This is a genomic window from Lysobacter capsici (assembly GCF_014779555.2).
Lineage (GTDB): Bacteria > Pseudomonadota > Gammaproteobacteria > Xanthomonadales > Xanthomonadaceae > Lysobacter > Lysobacter capsici.
On the sequence record NZ_CP094357.1, the window covers coordinates 6,176,629 to 6,195,904 of the forward strand.

At 66.2% G+C, this 19,276-nt stretch carries 4 protein-coding genes; all 4 read left to right on the forward strand.

What is annotated here, in order from left to right:
- Positions 1–75 precede the first annotated feature (75 nt).
- The 4 genes from IEQ11_RS25665 (at position 76) to IEQ11_RS25680 (ending at position 19,255) form a co-directional block, all read left to right on the forward strand.
- Positions 76–14,226 carry a putative Ig domain-containing protein gene (locus tag IEQ11_RS25665; RefSeq protein ID WP_191822613.1) on the forward strand — a complete coding sequence of 4,717 codons (14,151 nt, stop codon included), beginning with the start codon at positions 76–78 and terminating at the stop codon, positions 14,224–14,226.
- Positions 14,223–14,861 (forward strand): hypothetical protein, encoded by a 639-nt coding sequence (locus IEQ11_RS25670; protein ID WP_191822614.1) that lies wholly within the window; start codon positions 14,223–14,225, stop codon positions 14,859–14,861. Before IEQ11_RS25665 ends, IEQ11_RS25670 begins: the two co-directional genes overlap by 4 nt.
- Before the next feature lie 763 nt (positions 14,862–15,624).
- On the forward strand, positions 15,625–17,382 hold the full coding sequence (locus IEQ11_RS25675) for a hypothetical protein (protein ID WP_191822615.1): 1,758 nt from the start codon (positions 15,625–15,627) through the stop codon (positions 17,380–17,382).
- Positions 17,383–17,464: 82 nt separating this feature from the next.
- Positions 17,465–19,255 carry a hypothetical protein gene (locus IEQ11_RS25680; protein WP_191822616.1) on the forward strand — a complete coding sequence of 597 codons (1,791 nt, stop codon included), beginning with the start codon at positions 17,465–17,467 and terminating at the stop codon, positions 19,253–19,255.
- Positions 19,256–19,276: the final 21 nt, after the last annotated feature.

Consider the following 19,276-nt stretch of genomic DNA (forward strand, 5'->3'; position numbering starts at 1 on the left):
ACAAATTTCGCCAGCCCCGGATGCACTTGGGTATGGACCGCCCGCGACCGGGTGGCCGGCGACCAGGAGCGGACCATGTCGGCAGTGATTTCCGGAAACGGCCTCGGCCTGTTCAACAGCTCGGCCAGCCAGCTCGGCACGGGCCTGGGCGGTCGCGCCCGGTTCGGCCAGGGCCTCGACGACCAGTACGTCAACATCGCGACTGGCAACCTGATCCTGCACAGCCAGGACGAACAGCTGCTGTTCCGCGGCATGACGATCGGCGCCCAGCGCACCTACAACAGCCGCGGTCTGCTGTCGCAGGTCGGCGGCGATGGCTGGATCACCGGATTCGAACGCCGGGTCGAGTTGCTGTCCGGCACCGTCAACACGGCCGGCAGCGTTATGCGCCGGCACACCGGCGACGGCTCGTACCAGGATTTCACCTTTGTCAGCGCCAATACCTATCGGTCGACGACCGGCGATGGCGCGCACGACACCCTGACCTTCGTCAACGACAGCTATTGGGCGTGGGTCGAGGGCAGCAGTCTGCGCGAAGAGCGCTACGCCGATCACGCCAACGCCACCTATCAAGGCCGCCTGACCTTCCTGCGCGAGCAGAAATCCGACGGCGCCGCGCCGACCAGCTGGAACGTGCTCTACGACGCCAACGGCCGCATCACCGAAGTGCAGGCGGTCGAAACCGGCAGCTCGGAAGCCTTGCTGTTCGGCTACGACGCCAATGGCCGCTTGATCAGCCTGTCCACGCGCAGCGCGGGCGTGGTCAACGGCCAGGTCACGTACGAGTACGACGGGGCCGGCCGCCTGAGCGCGGTGCTGGTCGATCTGACGCCGGACGATCCGAGCGGCGACGACGACAGCTACGACCCGACCCAGCTCGCCAACAACGACGGCTACCACTTCCGCACCGTCTACACCTATGTCGACGCCAGCAGCCTGCAACTGAGCCAGGTCCGGCAGAGCGACGGCACGTTGGTGAGTTACACCTACGACGCCCAGGGCCGGATCAAGACGCTGACCCGCGGCGACAGCAACAACGACGACAGCGACGGCGTCGGCAACACCCTGAGCTTCAGCTACGACCCGGCCAACCGGACGACCGAAGTCGCCGATTCGACCGGCCGTTCGTGGGCCTACGTCTACGACGCGGCCGGGCAATTGCTGGAAACGCGCGCGCCGGCGGTGTCCGGGCTGCGCGAGGTGACCCAGTACAGCTACGACGCCAGCGGCAACCTCACCCGCATCAAGACCCTGCGCGGCGCCAGCACGCTGAGCGAGAGCGCCTACCAGTACGACGCCAACGGCAACCTGCTGTGGCAATGGGACAGCATCGATCCGGCGACCGGCGCCGCGGCCAAGGCCATCCAGCGCACTTACAGCGCGGACAATCAGCTCACCGCCGAAACCGTCTACACCGGCGTGGACGCGGACGGCGCGCTCGCCGGCTCGGCCCCCAGCGGCGGCCTGACCACGACCTATGTCTACGATTCGCGCGCGCGGCTGCGCTTCGTCGTCGACGCCGCTGGCGCCGTGCAGGAGTACGAATACGACACCAGCGGCAACGGCATCGGCCAGTTGTCCAAGACCCGGCGCTACCTCGGCGCGGCCTACACCGGCGCGCGCACGCTCACCGACCTGAGCAACTGGACGACGCCGGCGCAACGCGCGCAAAGCACGCTGACCGTGTCCAGCTACGACCTCAAGGGCCGGCTGTCGGGCACCTGGTCCTACGCGACGGTGGACGCGTCCGGCAACGGGGTGGAGAACGATGCCGCCGAGATCGTCCAATACCTCTACAACGCCCAGGGCCTGCTGACCCAGCGCCGGGTGATGCGCAGCTCGACCGCGGCCGTCGACGACGGGCGCGACGTCAGCCAGACCACGACCTACCTCTACGACGGCATGAACCGGCTGCTGTCCGAGGTGGTGACCGAGAAAACCGGAGCCGCGGCCGAGCAGCTCAAGCGCACCGTCACCGCCTGGATCTATCAGGACTCCGGCGCGAGCGTGCGCACGATCGTCGAAGGCGGCCTGAGCAGCAACGACGGCATCGCCAGCAACGATCTGGTCCGTGTGGAAGTCCGCAATCAGGCCGGCGTCGTCATTCTCGTCAGCGAATCCGCGCTGTCCGGCGGCGCCACCCGCAGTACTAATCGCTACTACGACAACACCGGCCGCCTGCGCGCCAGCCAGGACGCGTCCGGCGCGTTGAGTTATGTCTTCTACGACGAGGAAGGCCAGGTAGCGGGCGAGGTCGATGCGACCGGCGCGGTCCGCGAATTCGTCCGCGACGATCTGGGCCGGGTCGTGCAGATCAAGGACTACGTGACCCGCGTCGACACCAGCGCCTGGCTGGTGTCCGGCAGCGTGGTGCCGGCTTCGCTGGCGGCGATCCGGCCCGCGGTCCAGGCCGACGACCGCAAGACCAGCCAGAGCTACGACGCCCTGGGCCGTCTGACCAGCCAGGACAGCGGCATCGATGGCGCACAGACCCTCTACAGCTACGACGGCGCCGGCCGGCTGGTGCAGACCAGCCGCCAGGACATCGCCGGCACCACCCGCACCACGCGGTATTTCTACGATGCCCAGGGCCGGCAGACCGGTCAGCTCGACGCCGAAGGCTATCTGGTCGAGCACGTCTACGACCTCGCCGGCCGCCGCATCGCCACCACCGCCTATGCGACCGCGACCGTCGTCGCCCAGCGCGCCGGCGGCAGCCTGGCGCAACTGCGTCCGGCCGCGCACGCCGACGATCAGACGGTTCGCTGGTTCCACGACGGCCGCGACAACGTCGTCGGCCAGCTGGACGCCGAAGGCTACTTCACCGAATTCGTCTTCGACCAGGCGCGCAACCAGCGCGCGGTGCGCGCCTACGCGCTCAAGTTGACCGGCCTGAGCGGCAGCGAGGCGTTCTCCGCGCTGCGAACCGCCGCGAGCGCCGACGCGGTGCGCGAGACCCGTCGCAGCTACGACGAGCAAGGCCGCCTGATCGTCGAGCTGAACCCGGAAGGCACCAGCACCCAGTACAGCTACGACGTCGCCGGCCGCCTGATCCGCACCCAGGTCGCCGCCGGCACCAGCGAGGTGCGCGAGGGGCGCCTGCGTTACAACGTATTCGGCGAACTCATCGGCGAACTCGGCGGCAAGGGCGCGCCGCAGGCGACCGCCGGCATGAGCGAGGCGCAGCTCGACGCGGTCTATGCGCAGTACGGCGTGCGCCACAGCTACGACGCGCTGGGCCGGCGCAGCGAAAGCATCGACGCGGCCGGCAACAAGACCTGGTACTTCTACGACAAGGCGGGCCGTCCGACCTTCGTCGTCAAAGGCGTGCACGACGCCAACGGCGTGCAGAACGCGCAGGGCGAGGTCGTGGAAACCCGCTACACCGCGTTCGGCGATATCCAGGACGTCACCGCCTATACCGGCCGCATCGCCTTCGCCACCGCCGGCAGCGCCGGCGCCGTCGCCAGCGCTCTGTCGACGATCGCCTACGTCGCCGCCGCCGACAGCCGGCGTTCCTACACCTACACCGCGCGCGGCCGCGTCGCGACGGCGACCGACGCCGAGGGCGCGGTCACGCGCTACACCTACAACGCCTTCGACGAGCGCACCCGCGAAGAGCGCGCGTTCGCCACCTCGGTCAGTTCCATCACCGACTACCAGTACGACAAGCGCGGCCTGCTGATCCAGCGCAGCGAGGCGGTGGGCACGGCCGAGCAACGCGCCGCGGGTTGGGTTTACGACGCGTTCGGACGCGCGCTCACCGCGACCGATGCGCGCGGCAACGCCACCGCTTACGCCTACGATCGCCTGGGACGGCAGATCGGCCGCAGCCACAAGGTGACCTACGGCGCCGAGGTCCACTGGAGCAGCAGTTACGACGCCTTCGGCCGCGTGCTGACCACCACCGATGCCAACGGCAACGTCACCGCCTACGCCTACGACGACGCCAACCGCAGCCTCACCCTGACCACGCCGGAAGGCAACAGCGTGGTGACCGTGCACAACCGGCACGGCCAGTCGGTGTCGGTGACCGAACCGGTGAGCGCCGGCAAGAGCATCACCCGCAGCTTCGTCTACGACCTGGACGGCAACCTCATCGAGGCCAGCGACGGCGCCGGCGGCGTGAGCCGCAGCGAGTACGACGCGCGCGGCCTGCTCAGCGCCACGGTCGACGCCTCCGGGCGCCGTGTCGAACTGCGTTACGACGCGGTCGCGCGCCTGCTGCAGCGGATCGAGGATCCGGCCGGCCTGGCCTTGACCACGCACTACGCCTACGACGGCCAGGGCCGACAGCTCTCGGTCACCGACGCCAGCGGCCGCGTCAGCAGCCAGCGCTACGACCGCAACGGACGCTTGCTGGAACTGACGCTCGATCCGGGCTCGCTCGGCCTGCGCACCAGCTACGCCTACGACGCGCAGGGCCGTCAGATCACCGTGACCGATCCGGACGGACGGGTCGTGCAATACGCCTACGATGCGCTCGACCGCCGCATCAGCGAGCGGGTCGATCCGAACGGCCTCAACCTCACCACCGGCTACGTCTACGACAACAACGACAACCTGATCCGTCGCGTCGACGCCGGCGGCGCCATCACGCGCTATGTCTACGACGAAGCCAACCGGCTGATCTATACGGTCGATCCCTTGGGCGTCATGACCCGCCAATGGTTCGACCAAAGCGGCAAGATCGTGGCGGTGCGCACCTTCGTCGTCGCGACCGATCCGGCCGCGCTGTCCGACGCCACCACCATCCAGCAACTCGATACGCGCCTGAGCTGGACGGTCCCGGACCTGGGCGAGTTCCGCGTGTACGACAAGGACGGGCGCCTGCGTCTGGTCCTCGATCACTCCGGGGCGGTGACCGAGACGAGCTACGACCGCTCGGGACGGGTCGTGGCCACGCGCCGCTTCAGCGGGCCGACCTATTGGGACAACGACCTCAACAACCAGATGTTCGCCGGCACCGCCACGCCGGCCATGGTGCTGGCGAACGCCGGCGTTCCCGCCGCGAACGACGCTACCGATCGGGTCGAATATCGGATCTACGACGATGCCGGTCGGGTGCGCCTGCGCATGGACGGGCTCGGCGGCGTGACCGTCTACGCTTACGACGCCGCCGGCCGGGTCGTCGAGGAAACGCGCTATGCCCAGCCGGTGGCGACCGCGCAGCTGGCGTCGGTGAAAGCCGCCATCCTCAACGGGACCGCCGACCTCGCCACCGTCGTTTCCTACATTCCGGCGGGGCAGAACCAGCTCATCCGTCAGGTCTACGACGCAGCGGGCCGCTCGCGTTACAGCATCGACGCCACCGGCGCGGTGACCGAGCGCTTCTACGACGGCGCCGGCCGCGTGGTGGCCACTCGCGCCTACGCACGCTCGGTCACCCTGCCGGCGGCCTTGCTGGCCAAGATCCGCGGCGGCGATGCCAGCGCGCATGCCGAGCTGGCGGCGCACATCGCTTCATCGGCGCTCGCCGACGACGCGCGCGACTTGCGCAACTACACCGTGCACGACTCCGCCGGTCGGGCGCGCTATGAGATGGATGCGCAGGGCTTCGTCATCGGCAAGCTCTACGACGGTGTCGGCCGCCTCACTGTTTTCAGGAGATACCTGAGCCTCAGCGGACCCAGTGCCGATCTGCGCGCGCGCATGCTGGCAGGCACCGCGACGACGCAGGACATCCTGGCGGGGCTGCCGCCGATCTCGGGCCAGGTCCGCGAGGTAAGGAACCACTACGACGCCGGCGGGCGTCTGCGCTACGTGTTGACCAGCCACGATGCCAGCAGCAATGCGGTGCTCGAACGTCGCTATGACAACGCCGGCCGTGTGATCGAAGAGATCGCGTACGGCGTCACCATTCCGATCAATGCGTCCTCGACCCTGAGTGCGACCGCCACCGCCGTGGCCGCCGCCGGCGGCGCGAGCGCGAGCAATCAGCACCAGACCCGCTACGTGTACGACATCGCCGGTCGCCTGCGCTTCGCCATCGACGATGCCGGCGCGGTGGTCGAGCGCCGCTACGACGGCATGGGCCGCACCATCGATCTGCGCCAGTACGGCGCCGTGATCCCGACCTCGACCGCGGCGACCGAAGCCGCCGTCGCCGCGGCGGTCGCCGGGCAGACCGACGTGCGCAGCACGCGCACCGCCTACGACGGCGCCGGCCGGGTGCTGTCGGTCACCGATGCGTTGAACAAGGTCGAGGCCTACACCTACGACTCGCTGGGTCAGGTCAAGACCTACACCAACAAGAACGGCCACAGCTGGGACTACGGCTACGACGCGGCCGGTCGACGTGTGTCGCAGACCGCGCCGGCGGTGTGGGTCGCGACGGTCGACAACGCCGGCAACCAGACCTATGCCTCGCGCCGCATCGTCGAGCGCACCGAGTACGACGCGCTCGGCAACGTCACCGCGCGCATCGAGAATGCCGATACCGCGCAGAGCCGCGTCACGCGTTACGAATACGACAGCCGAGGCCACCAGATCCGCACCGTCCTGCCCGACGCCGGCAGGATCGATCCGGCGACGGGTCTGCTGGTCGCCACCGGCGTGCAGCCGACGCTGGAGGTCGGCTACGACGCGCTGGGCCGGGCCGTGGTGCAGAAAGACACCCTCGGCAATTACAGCTACAAGGTCTACGACGACGCCGGGCGCCTGGCCTACGACATCGACGCGGAAGGCTACGTCACCCGCTACCGCTACAACGGCTTCGGTGAGCAGACCCAACTGACCCGCTACGCCGCGCGCTGGAACACCGCGGCGCTGACCGGCTGGAGCGCGGGCCAGGCGGTCACCCTGACCCAGCTCCAGGCCGCCGGCGTGATCGCCGCCGGCGCCAACGACCGCAGCCTCACCACCTCCTACGACTTGCGCGGACTGGCGGTGCGGGTCGATCAGTCGCAGGTCGCCTACTACACTCAGTCCGGGACCGTCGCGACCGGCACCCCGACCACCGTGGCCGCATTCGACGGTTACGGCCGCAAGGTCAAGGAATCGGTGCTGCTGGAAGGCGTGGCCGGGCAGGCCGACGCGGTGTGGGCGCACAGCTACTTCTATTACGACGAACTCGATCGCGTGACCATGACGGTCGACGCCGAGGGTTACGTCACCCGCAACCAGTACAACGCCAACGGCGAGCTCACCGAAACGATCGAGTACGCCCGCGCCGTCGCCACCGCCAACCTGAGCGGCACCAACCCGCCGGCCCTGCCCGCCGCCGGCGACGCGGTCGTCGGTTACGACCGCATCACCCGGTTCACCTACGACGCGATGGGCCGCAAGTCGACCCAGGTGCAGGTGCGCCACTACCACGACAACAACGGCACCAGCGGCGTTCGCGATATCGGCGCGCAGTTCGGCTACGACGGCGAAGGCAACCTGATCACCTCGGTCAGCGACGCCGGCACCACCACCACCGTCTTCGACGCGCTCGGACGCGCCGTCAGCGTGACCGAACCGGTGCGCAGCGTCGTCACCGACGCCAGCTTCGGCGCGTTGGCGGCCAGCCTCGGTAACGACCTGACCTCCGCCGCGCTGTACCAGCAGGTCACGCCGTTCACCGAAATGATCTACGACGCCTTCGGCAACGCCGTGCAGACCCGCCGCTACGGCAACGGCCGCACGCCGCAGGGCGGCGGCGGCTGGGACAACGCCAAGGACCAGGTCGAGAAGATCCGCTACGACGGGCAAGGTCGCGCGGTCGTCACCTACGACAGCTACGACAACGCCACCACCATCGCCTACGACGCCGCCGACCGCGTGACCCTGCGCTGGTACCTGCTGCGCAGCGGTTCCGACAGCAGCCTCGACCGGGTGGTCTACAACAGCTATTCCTACGACAAGCTCGGCCGTCAGCTCAACGTGCAGCAGTCGCGTTTGCTGACCAACGGAAGCACGAGCAACAGCGACAGCAACGAATGGGCCGCGTACAACGCGTTCGGAGAACTCATCCGCAAGGAGCATGTCGGCCAAGACGGCGCCATCGTCTACAACTACGACGCCGCCGGCCGCCTGATCGACTCCAACGAGAATTTCGGCGTCCGCCACTTCGGCTACAACCTGGCCGGGCACCAGGTGCGCGAATCGCATCTGGCCGCGCTGCATCCGGACCAGAACAACAGCACCGTCTGGCTGACCACCGACGCGATCACCTGGAATACCACCGATCGCCTGGGCCGCGTCACCGCCACGCGCCTGCCCTCGCACACCGCCGACACCGCGCTCACCACCACCGTGCAGCAGCAGCTGGACCGCTGGGGCAATGCGCTGCAACGCACCGACGCGCGCGGCTACCAGACCAACTACCGCTATAACGAATACAACCAGGTCGTGCGCGACGAGCGTCCGGACGTCGAAGTCGTATCCGAGACCGGCGACCGCCAGATCCTGCGCCCGGTCAACCAGTGGTTCTACGACGCCTTCGGCCGCCTGACCGGCACCCGCGACGCCAACAACAATGTCCGCACCAACACCTATGACGCGGTCGGCCGCCTGATCCAGTCCAGCGACGCGCTCGGCAACACCACGCGCTACGCCTTCGATGCGCTCGGCAACCAGCGTCTCACCCAGGCGCCCACGGTGTTCGAGGGCAGTTACATCGCCTTCAAGGATTACGACCGCAACGGCCGCCTGGTCGAAATCGGCGACTATCTGCCGACGACCAACGCCGCCACGCGCACCCGCGCCTCGCAGCAGCGCTACACCCTGAACCAGAACGGCGACCGCACCCAGGTCTTCGACGCGCTGGGCAACGTGGCGCGCTACGACTACGACGGCCGCAACCTGATCGTGCGCAGCCAGACCGCGGCCGGCGTGATCAACAGCTACGCCTACGACAGTCAGGGCCACAAGGTGCGCGAGAGCAACGCACTCTCGGGTTCGTCCACCACGCTTGATCGCGACAACGAGACCGTCAATCTCAACGAACTGACCTGGAACTACGACGTCTACGGGCGCCTGATCGACCGTAACGATCTTGGCGGCCGCGATTACGATTATTTCTATCACCACCTGACCGGGCAATTGGCGGCCGAGAGTCAAGACGGCGGCGGCGCCAGCATGGGCATCCGCAGGCCTCGCTACTACGCAAACGGTTTAATCCGCGAAATCGTCGAGGAAGGCACCGGCGGCCAGATCTTCCGCTACGAATACGACGCGGCCGGCAACCGCACCATGGAGGAAGTCGAGGCCACCGACGCCGGGCAGCAGCAGGTGCATACCGTTACCCGCACCAGCTACGACAGCCACAACCGCATCTCGCAGGTGCTGCAGTACACCGTTACCTCGGGCACGCAGAAACTGGTCTTCGACCTGGGCTACGGCTACGACGCCGTCGGCAACCGCCGCGTCGTCATGGCCTCCTCCGATTACGGCACCACCTCCGGTGGTGGCACCCCGCCGAGCGGCGGCAACCTGCCGCCGGTTTACAACGGCGGGCTCGTCAACCGCACCGCCGTGGCCGGTAATACGGTGGATTGGCTCCTGCCCGCCGGGACCTTCACCGATCCCAACGGCGACACCCTGACCTATCAACTCGTGGTGGAAATCCCCGCACACGAAGAGATCTACAAAAACCCCCAGGACGGGGGCTGGGAAACGCGTACCAGGCCTGCCGAATGGGTCGACGCCGCCCAGGCCGGCCTGTCGATCGACGGGCTGGGCCGCATCACCGGTCGCCCGGCCGTGCTGCAGGGCAACGGCTGGCGCTTCAACAGCTACAACCTGCGCGTGCTCGTGCGCGACCCCAGCAGCGCCAGCGCGTTTGGCGCCTTCAGTCTGCAACTCAACGAAGCGCCGACCGCGCCGGCCGTGGGCGCGCAGAACCTGCGCGTGGGCGTGGCCTGGAGCTTGGTGATTCCGCCCGGCAGCGATCCCAATAACGATCCCCTGACCTATTCGGTGCAGGGCCTGCCGGCCGGCATCGCGTTCGACCCGTCCACCCGCACCCTTAGCGGCACGCCCACCACCGCCGGCAGCAGCACCGTCACCCTGACCGTCAGCGACGGCCACGGCGGCAACACCCAGACCTCATTCGTCCTCACCGTCGCCGACAACCGGCCCCCGGTGATGCCTGGCATCTCCGACCAGAACGCCACCGCCGGCGGCAGCTACGCCTTCGAGCTGCCGTGGGCCAGCGATCCGGATCTCGACCCGGTCAGCTTCAGCCTCAGCGGCGTGCCGGCCGGACTCAGCTTCAACCCGTCCACGCGTCTGCTCAGCGGCACGCCGAGCACCGCCGGCGACTACTTGCTGACCTACACCGCCAACGACGGCGTCGGCGGCACCGCGTCCACCAGCTTCTGGCTGCATGTGGCCGCGCCGACACCGGTGAATGTCGCGCCGCGCGTCGCCGTCGCGCCCGGCAGTTACGACATGGTCACCGGCCAGTCCGGTCAGTTCTTCCTGTCGCCCGGCACCTTCGTCGACGACAACGGCGATGCGCTGACCTACACCGTCGTCAGCAAACCGACCTTCCTCAACTACAGCTTCAACGCCAGCACCGGCCACCGCTTCTACGGCACGCCGACCGGCACCGGCCAGCGCACCGTGGTCCTGCGCGCGACCGATCCGTCCGGCGCGTATGTCGAGGTGAGCTTCACCTTCTTCATCGACGGCGGCGGCAACCGCATGGCCGCCGCGCCCTCCGCCGAGAGCAGTCAGGTGCAGGTCGCCGAGCCGGCGGCGATGTCGATGTCGACGCAGAGTTCGACGTCGACGCCCCTGCCCGGCACCTCGCTGTCCAAACGCATCGAGTACTGGTTCACCTACGACGGCGAGAACCGGATCGTCATCAACAACGGCAGCCTGGTCAACGGCCAGGTTCAGGTGGTCCGCCAATACGACTCGTACGCCGCGGCCTACGACGCCAACGGCCGCCAGATCGCCCAGACCCGCCTGGACAACAGCGGCGACGCCAACAGCTTCGACATCTACCGCGCCCGCTACGACCTGCGCGGCAACAAGATCCAGGAGTTCCACGTCAACGCCGGCGGCGACAGGACGGAAGGCGATTTCAATCAGGCGCGGACTTTCAAGTACGACGCCAATAATCGTCTGATCCAGAGCGAGTCGTTCTATCGCTTCGGCGAGGAACGCGAAGTCGACAACGCCCATGGCCCCAATGAGGTGCCGATCATCATCCAGATCGGCGGCTGGCTGGAGAGCCGCCAGACCTATGCCTACGACCCCGACGGCCGCATCACCCAGCAGCTCAACGAGACCCGCAAGACCGACTGGAGCAAGAAAGACTTCGGCTACGACGGCATCACCGACATCACCCGCGACAGCGTGATCCGCTACACCCTGGGTGACGGCACCACCTCCGGTTACGACAGCGCCGGCCGCATAGCTGGCTACCAGTACCTGCAGTACAAGGGCGAGGCCGGCACCCAGCTCGACTACCAGCACACCTTCACTTCGCAGTACGAAGGCCGCGACAGCTATCTGGAAAAGACCGTCGAAGGCATCAGCAGCAACAACGACTACAAGGCCACCACCAACACCCTCGACTACGATGCGCACGGCCGCTTGCGTAGCCAGATCGAAGACACCCCGCTCAAGAACGGCAGCATCGACAAGCGTGCCCGCTATTACACCTACAACGGCGAAGGCCAGGTGCAGTCGCGCCGCGAGGGCACGCTGAGTCAGAGCAACGTCTTCATCCAGACCGCGAACCAGCAGTTCCGTCCCAACTACCTATACGCCTACGCAGCCGGGCAATCGCTGGCCGAGCTCACCGAAGCTGGGCTTAATCCGTCCCTGGCCCTTGCTCCGCGTCTAAGCGGCGTCGGCGGCTATCAGGCTGGCGGCGGCCAACAGGTCGCGGCCCAGGCCGGCGACACGCTGAAGAGCCTGTCCGCCCGCATCTATGGCAGCGACGCGTATTGGTACGTCCTGGCCGATGCCAACGGCCTGTCCGATCCCGGCCAGGAAATCGCAGCCGGCACCTTGCTGACCGCGCCGGAGGTCAAGGTCAGCCGCAACGATGCGAATACCTTCAAGCCCTACGATCCCGGTCAAACCGTCGGATCGACGACGCCGAGCTTGCCGTATATTCCGCCGCCGCCCGAAGCCGGCTGCGGCACCTTGGGCATCGTGTTGATGGTGGCGATTGCCATCATCGTTACGGTGTACACCGCAGGTGCGGCCGGCAGCGCGATGGGCACCACCATGAGCACGACAACCGCAGCGGCAGGTACCACCACAGGCACGGTCGCCGCTGCGGGCGGCGCAACTGCGGGCGGCTTCGGCAGTGTGATGGCGACCGGCGCAAGCGTTCTTACGGGCGGCTTCGGCACCACTGCAATGGTCGTCGGCGGTGCCGCAGGCGCGTTCATGGGTAGCGTCGCCAGCCAATTGGTTGGCAAATCACTAGGTATCATTGATCACTTCAGCTTGCGCAGCGCGGTCCAAGCAGGTGTGAGTGCCGGTTTGACAGCTGGCTTGGCAAGCACGCCATTGCTAGAGAATGCAACCGCCTTACTGGGCGGATCGCGCTTCGCTCAAGGCGCGGTAAACGCGGTTACTGGCCAACTCACCAGCTATGCCGCAGCCAAGATTGCCGGCGTCGAGGCTTCTTTCAGCTGGCGTCGTATTGCAGACGCCGTAGTCACCACCACATTCACCAGCGGACTGAACGCGGCGGCTATGCCGAAGATCGGATCGACGTTGGGGATTGACCTCAGGACCGAAGGCGGCCAGTTCGCTGCCGACATGATCGGTAACACGCTCAGTGGCAGCGTTGCCATGCTTGTCCACCGCAAGTTCGGACTCGGTGGGGATATCAATTATGGTCGGGTATTGTCAGATGCGTTTGGCAACGCGTTAGCTAATGCGATATCTGGCACGCACGCACGATTGGCCAACGAGGCGTCCATTAGTGCGTTGAGCCAGTTGTCCGAATCAACTTCGCCCTCAGGACAAGACGCGGGTGTTCGCGGTGGTTTTAGCGCCACGCCGAGAACTCACTACAGCGAAAACACTTTCGAGAATCTCTTTAACCTTGATCCCATTACAGTTACCGCAAGCTACAACCGATGGACGGGCGGTTGGGACGATTGGGTCTGGAGCAGGGAGGATCAGCGCTGGATCGATTCGTATCGGGTGCTGCTGAACGCTCATGGGCCCGCGCACGGCCCGCAAGTACAGGATTGGAGCCGCCCGCAAGGGATCAAGACCCCGGCCCCGGCGCCTGTCGTCGTGAACAAACCGACCTGGGGAATGAAAACAATCGCCGCGGGCATGATGATGGCCGACAACTCCATCAGGTACGGTCAAACCACCGCCGGTGTGCTGGTAGGCATTCCTGTTTCGGCTGCCAAAGGCGTGTACGGCCTCTTTCAGTGGGATGTGATGAATCGCGGCGAAGCGCTGTATCAACTCACCGGGGGTTACCTGGGGCAGGATTCGCATCGCCAGATGACGCAGACACGGGAGGGATTGCGGACATTCCTTACCAGCCCTGTGGAGCAAAGCAAGCGCATGATCGGCGAGTGGACCGCGGAGACCATGGCTGCGCATAACCGGGACGAACATTTCACCGTAGGCATGCGTTCGGTCGAAGTTTCCATGAACATGGTTACCTCGGTCGCCGGCGGCGCAGGCGCCGCACGATCGGCGATCAACGGAACACGCGCTATGGCAGCGGGAACGGCTGACATCGTGGCAACCATGCGTAGCCTGAAGAACATCGATGGGCCAGGAGCGACGCCGTGGTATGGGCGTGATTTGGATATTGATGCCCAACCTCTTCTTGGGAAATACTTTGAGCCCAGTTCGGCTGTTGTAGTAGACACAGTATTGGCAGCAGAAGGCTCGGGAACGCGTGGAGTTGGCAGTTTTTATGCGACCAATGGCGACTTGGTGCAGAGCATCGCAACTCGCGCGGACAACTGGGGAATACGTCAAGGGCTTGGCAATGGCCCAGTGGCCGGCACTCTCAAGCATGGCTACGCAGAAGTGTTACTGCATCGGTATCAGCGCATGTTCGGTGATCGAGGCCTGTCCGCTGAAGTTCGATACGTCAATGGGAACTCTTGGCGTCCTGGAGACCCCATTTTGAGTTCGGTCCGACTTGATGTCGTCGATGGGCCACTCACGAATCCGACTAATATCTGGGACTACAAATTTGGTAACGCCGTCCTTTCGCAATCTCGGATCACCCGCATCCAAAGCAGTATCCCGAACGGCGCAAATGTTCCTGTTACCATGGTAAAGCCATGAGCGACAAGCGTGCTGCCCTGATGAAAAAGTATGCGCCGATATCGAAAGCCCAATTGAAGGCCATTGTCATCGATTACGCGTCGATGTTTCCCGACTGGAGTCTTCTGCCGGAAGGCTCTGGAATCGTTAGAAGTCTTGGCCCCGTGCAGCAAATGATTTGGTTTCAGAAAATGAGTTCTGCGGCGTATCGACCGACACATGTAATGAATACCACGGTCTCGCCGATGCCCAGGATGTTGCATCAGTTGCTCGACGTGAAACATCGCGAGATCGAGGTTGGCTGGCATGAGCGCAAGTTATCCCAGACCATAATCGCGATGGAACAACAGTTCCGGCCCGCTATTCGCAGGCCGTTGAACGTCGCTGAAATATTGGAGCTGTGCGAGATCGAGTCGCGACGGGACTCGCTAAATGACTTGATGATGCTGGCAATTCTTTATGCGTGGTTTGAGCGCAAAACCGAAGCACTCGATTGCTGTTCGCGGATGCAGCTTTGTCCACTACCCACACTGGCTCCGGCCCCCGAATGGGAAGCTATGATGCGCGCTTTTGGCGATCAGCTTGCCAATGCCGTTGAAAACGGTAATGGCAGGTCGTTTTTGGAGGCTGCAATTGAAAGGCAACTGATTGGATAAGTTGCAAACGCGGTATTGGCAACAGAAGGTGCAGGAACGCACGGAGTTGACGGTGTTTATGCGATGGATTTCAAACAGGGGTCAGCGTGGACTTTCTATCCGCTCGCTGTTCCTGATCGAGGCTCAGACGTACACCCAAATTTTTGTCGGCCCGTGCGTCGTTATAACCGCGCTTCGATCATGACCCGGAACCGGGCAATACCGAGTAAAAGTTGCCGCTACAACCTCAGTCCAACAAGCCCCGCTCTTTCGGGTTTAGCGCCTCTGCAACCAACCGGACATGAGCCCGTTGTCGGCTCACGCCATCCGCGCCCTCGACCAGCCAAGCCGAATGCGCCGTAAGTAACGCTTAAGGCCGGCTCACAAAGTCCATTCGCACCATCGCTTAGCGGACGACAATCACAGCGCCGATCTCAGCTACACGCCTGACGCTACGCCAACTCAATCTGCCCGCAAGAGCGCCGGTTAAGTCCAGCTCCCAACCGATTTCATTCGGATTCGCGACGGCGCAGCGCACCCCCGACCGAGCACCTGCGAAATCCCGCCACCGCCCCCACCCGCGCGACCCCGAATGGACCGTGGCCACACCCCATCTGCGACCACCATCGCAACACCTCCCCCATTCGCCGCGCCGCCTGAGAAATCGACCCGGTTTGATCCCGCCGCGATGCTGGAACCGTCCCCGCGCACCCACTAGCGTCGACGGTTAGCTACGCGCCTGGCGCTACGCCACCGCGGTCTGCTCATTGGAGGAGCCCGGCCCATGTCCACCCTGCGTTCGCTTTCCCTCGGCATCGGCGCCGCTCTGTGCGTCGGCACCGTCAGCCTGCTGTCCCCCGCGACCGACGCCACCGCCGCCGGCCGGGTCACGGCCGCCGCCACCGACTTCGAACAGGCGCCGCCCGCGGTCGACGCCATCCACATCACCTCGCTCGGCCAGCAGACCGGCGGCAACGCGCTGCTGGCGCTGACCTACAGCAAGGGCCAGGACCTGCCGACCCAGATCCCGTTCAACGCCGGCGACACGACCGTGCAGTTGCAGCAGGATCCGTCCAATCCCCAGCGCTACACCGCGCTCATTCCGTTCGACTTCGACGGCTTCGTCCGCGAGCAGGAAAACCGCCAGATCCTGGCCCAGTCGCAGGAGCTCGTGCCGGAGTTCTCCGGCCGCGAACTGGTGGGCCAGGCGACCGTGCAGTTCCTCGACCCGAACACCCTGCGCGCGCAGATCCTCGCCGGCACCCCGATCCTGGTACCCGGGCCGGTGCTGCCGTGGCCGGCGGCGCTGGTGCGCCCGGAGCGCTCGCTGATGGTCACCCACCCCGGCGTGGTCGAAGACCCGAGCCGCACCTTCGACGCCTGCACCGGCGCCGGCAATCCCAACGGCGCGTGGACCTTCAACCGGATGATGACCAACATGGCCAATCAGCCGATGACCGGGGTGCTGCCGGCGGATTTCGTCGAAAACTGGATGCGCACCTGGGGCACCTCGACCAGCATCAACACCTTCCCGGTGAACCTGCGCTCGCAGGTCATCACCCAGGTGCTCAACACCTGGCCGCGCATCGCCTCCACCGGCAAGCTCGACCTCAACCGGTCGCCGTTCCGCCTGCTGGCGATCGTCAACCGCATCGACATGCGCGGCAACAGCGCCTACGGCGGCGGCAACGCCGGCGAAACCCGCTTCGTGTTCGGCGTGCTGCGGCGCAGCGGCACGACCTGCGTGGCCGCGCCGTTCACGGTGATCCTGGAGTACGCGCCGAACGTCAACGGCTGCCCGGCGGTGCGCAACCTCGCCAATCAATGGGGCAACCTGGGCACGCTGAGCCTGGGCTCGGCCACCTACAACGCCGCGTTGCAGGCGATCACCGATCCGGTCATCGCCGCCAATGCCTCGCCGCGCAAACCCAACGGCAGCGCGATCAACCAGATCCGCAGCAACGAGTTCCTGCAAAACCCATGGGAACTGCGCGAGTTCAAGATCCTGCAAGGCAGCCCGCAGTTGCGGATCGTGCCGGCCGCGCAGACGCCGCATCACAGCCGCAACAACACCGCGCTGTTGGCCAACTACATCAACACCTTCAACACCCAGATCCTCAACAACACCTACATCGTGCCGCTGAGCTATCTGGGCACGCCGTTCCAGAGCGGATCGGTGATCAATCCCAGCCCGCAACAGGTGTGGAAGGCGCCCGGCATCCTCAACAACAACGGCCGCAACAAGTTCTCGGTCAACACCTGCGACGCCTGCCATGGCGCCGAGACCCAGACCACCAGCTTCCTGCATGTCGCGCCGCGCTCGCCGGGCGTGCAGTCGGTGCTGTCGCGGTTCCTGATCGGCAACGGCAGCCTGGCCGCGCCGACCACCTTCACCATGCCCGATCCGGTCAGCGGAACGCCGCGCACCTACGGCGATCTGCAACGCCGCCAGACCGACCTGGCGACCTTGCAGAGCAGCACCTGCCTGTCCGGCAGCCTGTTCCACGAGGCCACCCGGGCGGTGCTGACCGCAAGCCACTGAGCCACGCGCGGGGCGGCTTCGGCCGCCCTGCCGCGCGCGCCGAAGTCGTTGAAGTCCGACCCGTCTTCGCAGGAGCCTTGCCATGTCCGGTCTTCGTTCGATCACCTTCGGGTTCGTCGCCGCCGTCTGCGCGGCGTCGGCCTATCTGCTCTACCCCGCCCCCGCCGACAGCGCGAACGCTCGCGTCGTCGCCGCCGCCGATGACGGCGGTTTCGATCTGATCCCGCCGACCGTCGCCGACCTGTACATCACCGCGCGCACGCAAGACAGCCAAGGCAACAACGCGCTGCTGGCGGTGACCTACGCCGCCAACCAGGCGCTGCCGGCCAGCCTGCCGCTGCAGGTCGGCGGTCGTCAGGCCACCCTGGCCCGCGACAGCCAGAACCCGCAGCGCTACACCGCGGTCATCGCCTTCGATTTCGATGCTTTCCTGGCCGAACAAACCCGCCGCCAGCAACTCGCCCCGAGCAAGCCGTGGGTGCCGCGCTTCGACGGCCGCGAACACATCGGCGATGCGCCGTGGGCGTTTCTCGATCCGGCTCAGCTACGCAGCGACATCGCGCGCCAGGTCGCGATCCGGATTCCGCGCGACGTCCTGCTCGGCCCGCCGATCGCGATCAGCGCGCCGCGCTCGCTGATGGTGGTCCATCCGCTGGTGGTCGAGGACCCGACCCGCACCTATGACGCCTGCACCAACACCGGCAATCCCAACGGCGCGTGGACTTTCAACAAGCTCATGACCGACATGGCCAACCAGCCGGTCACCGGGGTCGACCCGTCGGACTTCGTCGCCCAGTGGCTGCTGGCGCATGCCGGCGCCTCGACCGTCAACGGCTACACCGTCGACGGCTCGCCCGCGTTCTCGCAAATCCTGAGCGAATGGCCGCGGCTGTCCGGCGGCAAGCTCAACCTGGCCAAGTCGCCGATGCGCTTGCTGGCGATCGTCAACCGGGTCGACCTGCGCACTAATTCGGCCTACGGCGGCGGCAGCGCAGGCGAAGGCCGGTTCGTGTTCGGGGTGATCCGGCCGATGACCGGCGGCGGTTGCCAGGAAGTCCCGCTGACCGTGATCCTCGAATACGGCGTGCCGAAACTCGGATGCCCGGCGGTGCGCAGTTATGCCCAGCAATGGGCCGGCCTGAGCACGCTGGTGCTGGGCTCGTCGGGCTACAACGCCGCACTGCAGGCGCTGACCGATCAGTTCGCCCTGGCCAACGCCTCGCCGGGCAAGCCCAACCGCAGCGCGATCAACCAGGTGCGCACCAACCAAGAACCGTGGCATCCGTTCTGGGACTGGCGCCAGCGCGAGGACCAGCTGACCACCGCCGGCCCGTGGCTGCGGCCCGCGACCACCAAGCAGACCCCGGACCGGTCGTTCAACACCACCGCCTCGGCCAGCCCGCGCCTGCCCCAGTACGTCAATGCCAACGCGCCGGCGATTCTGGCCGGCACTTACCGGGTGCCGCAGATCTACGCGGGGACGCGATTCCTGGGCGGCGATACGGTCACCGAACCGTATTGGCAGCACAACCTGATCGCCAACAACAACGCCCGCCACAAGTTCTCGCTCAACACCTGCGGCGCCTGCCACGGCCCGGAAACCGACACCGACTTCACCCACATCGCCCCGCGCGCCAGCGGCGCGCAGGCCGCGTTGTCGAGCTTCCTGACCGGCGCGCCGGCCGGCGGCACCCTGGACGCCCCGATGACCTACACCCTGCCCGATCCGGCGGTGCCGACGACCTTGCGCAGCTACGGCGACCTCGCGTTCCGCCAAAGCCATCTGTCGACCTTGGCCAGCAGCAGCTGCCCCAGCGGCGGGCTGTTCACCGAACTGCATTTCTTCCCGATCGCGATGTCGGCCACGCACTGACGCGCGCGGCGCGCCGCGGCG

Coding starts and splice junctions, on each gene's coding strand:
- IEQ11_RS25670 (WP_191822614.1), top strand. CDS start 14,223: ATGAGCGACAAGCGTGCTGCCCTGATGAAAAAGTATGCGCCGATATCG.
- IEQ11_RS25665 (WP_191822613.1), top strand. CDS start 76: ATGTCGGCAGTGATTTCCGGAAACGGCCTCGGCCTGTTCAACAGCTCG.
- IEQ11_RS25675 (WP_191822615.1), top strand. CDS start 15,625: ATGTCCACCCTGCGTTCGCTTTCCCTCGGCATCGGCGCCGCTCTGTGC.
- IEQ11_RS25680 (WP_191822616.1), top strand. CDS start 17,465: ATGTCCGGTCTTCGTTCGATCACCTTCGGGTTCGTCGCCGCCGTCTGC.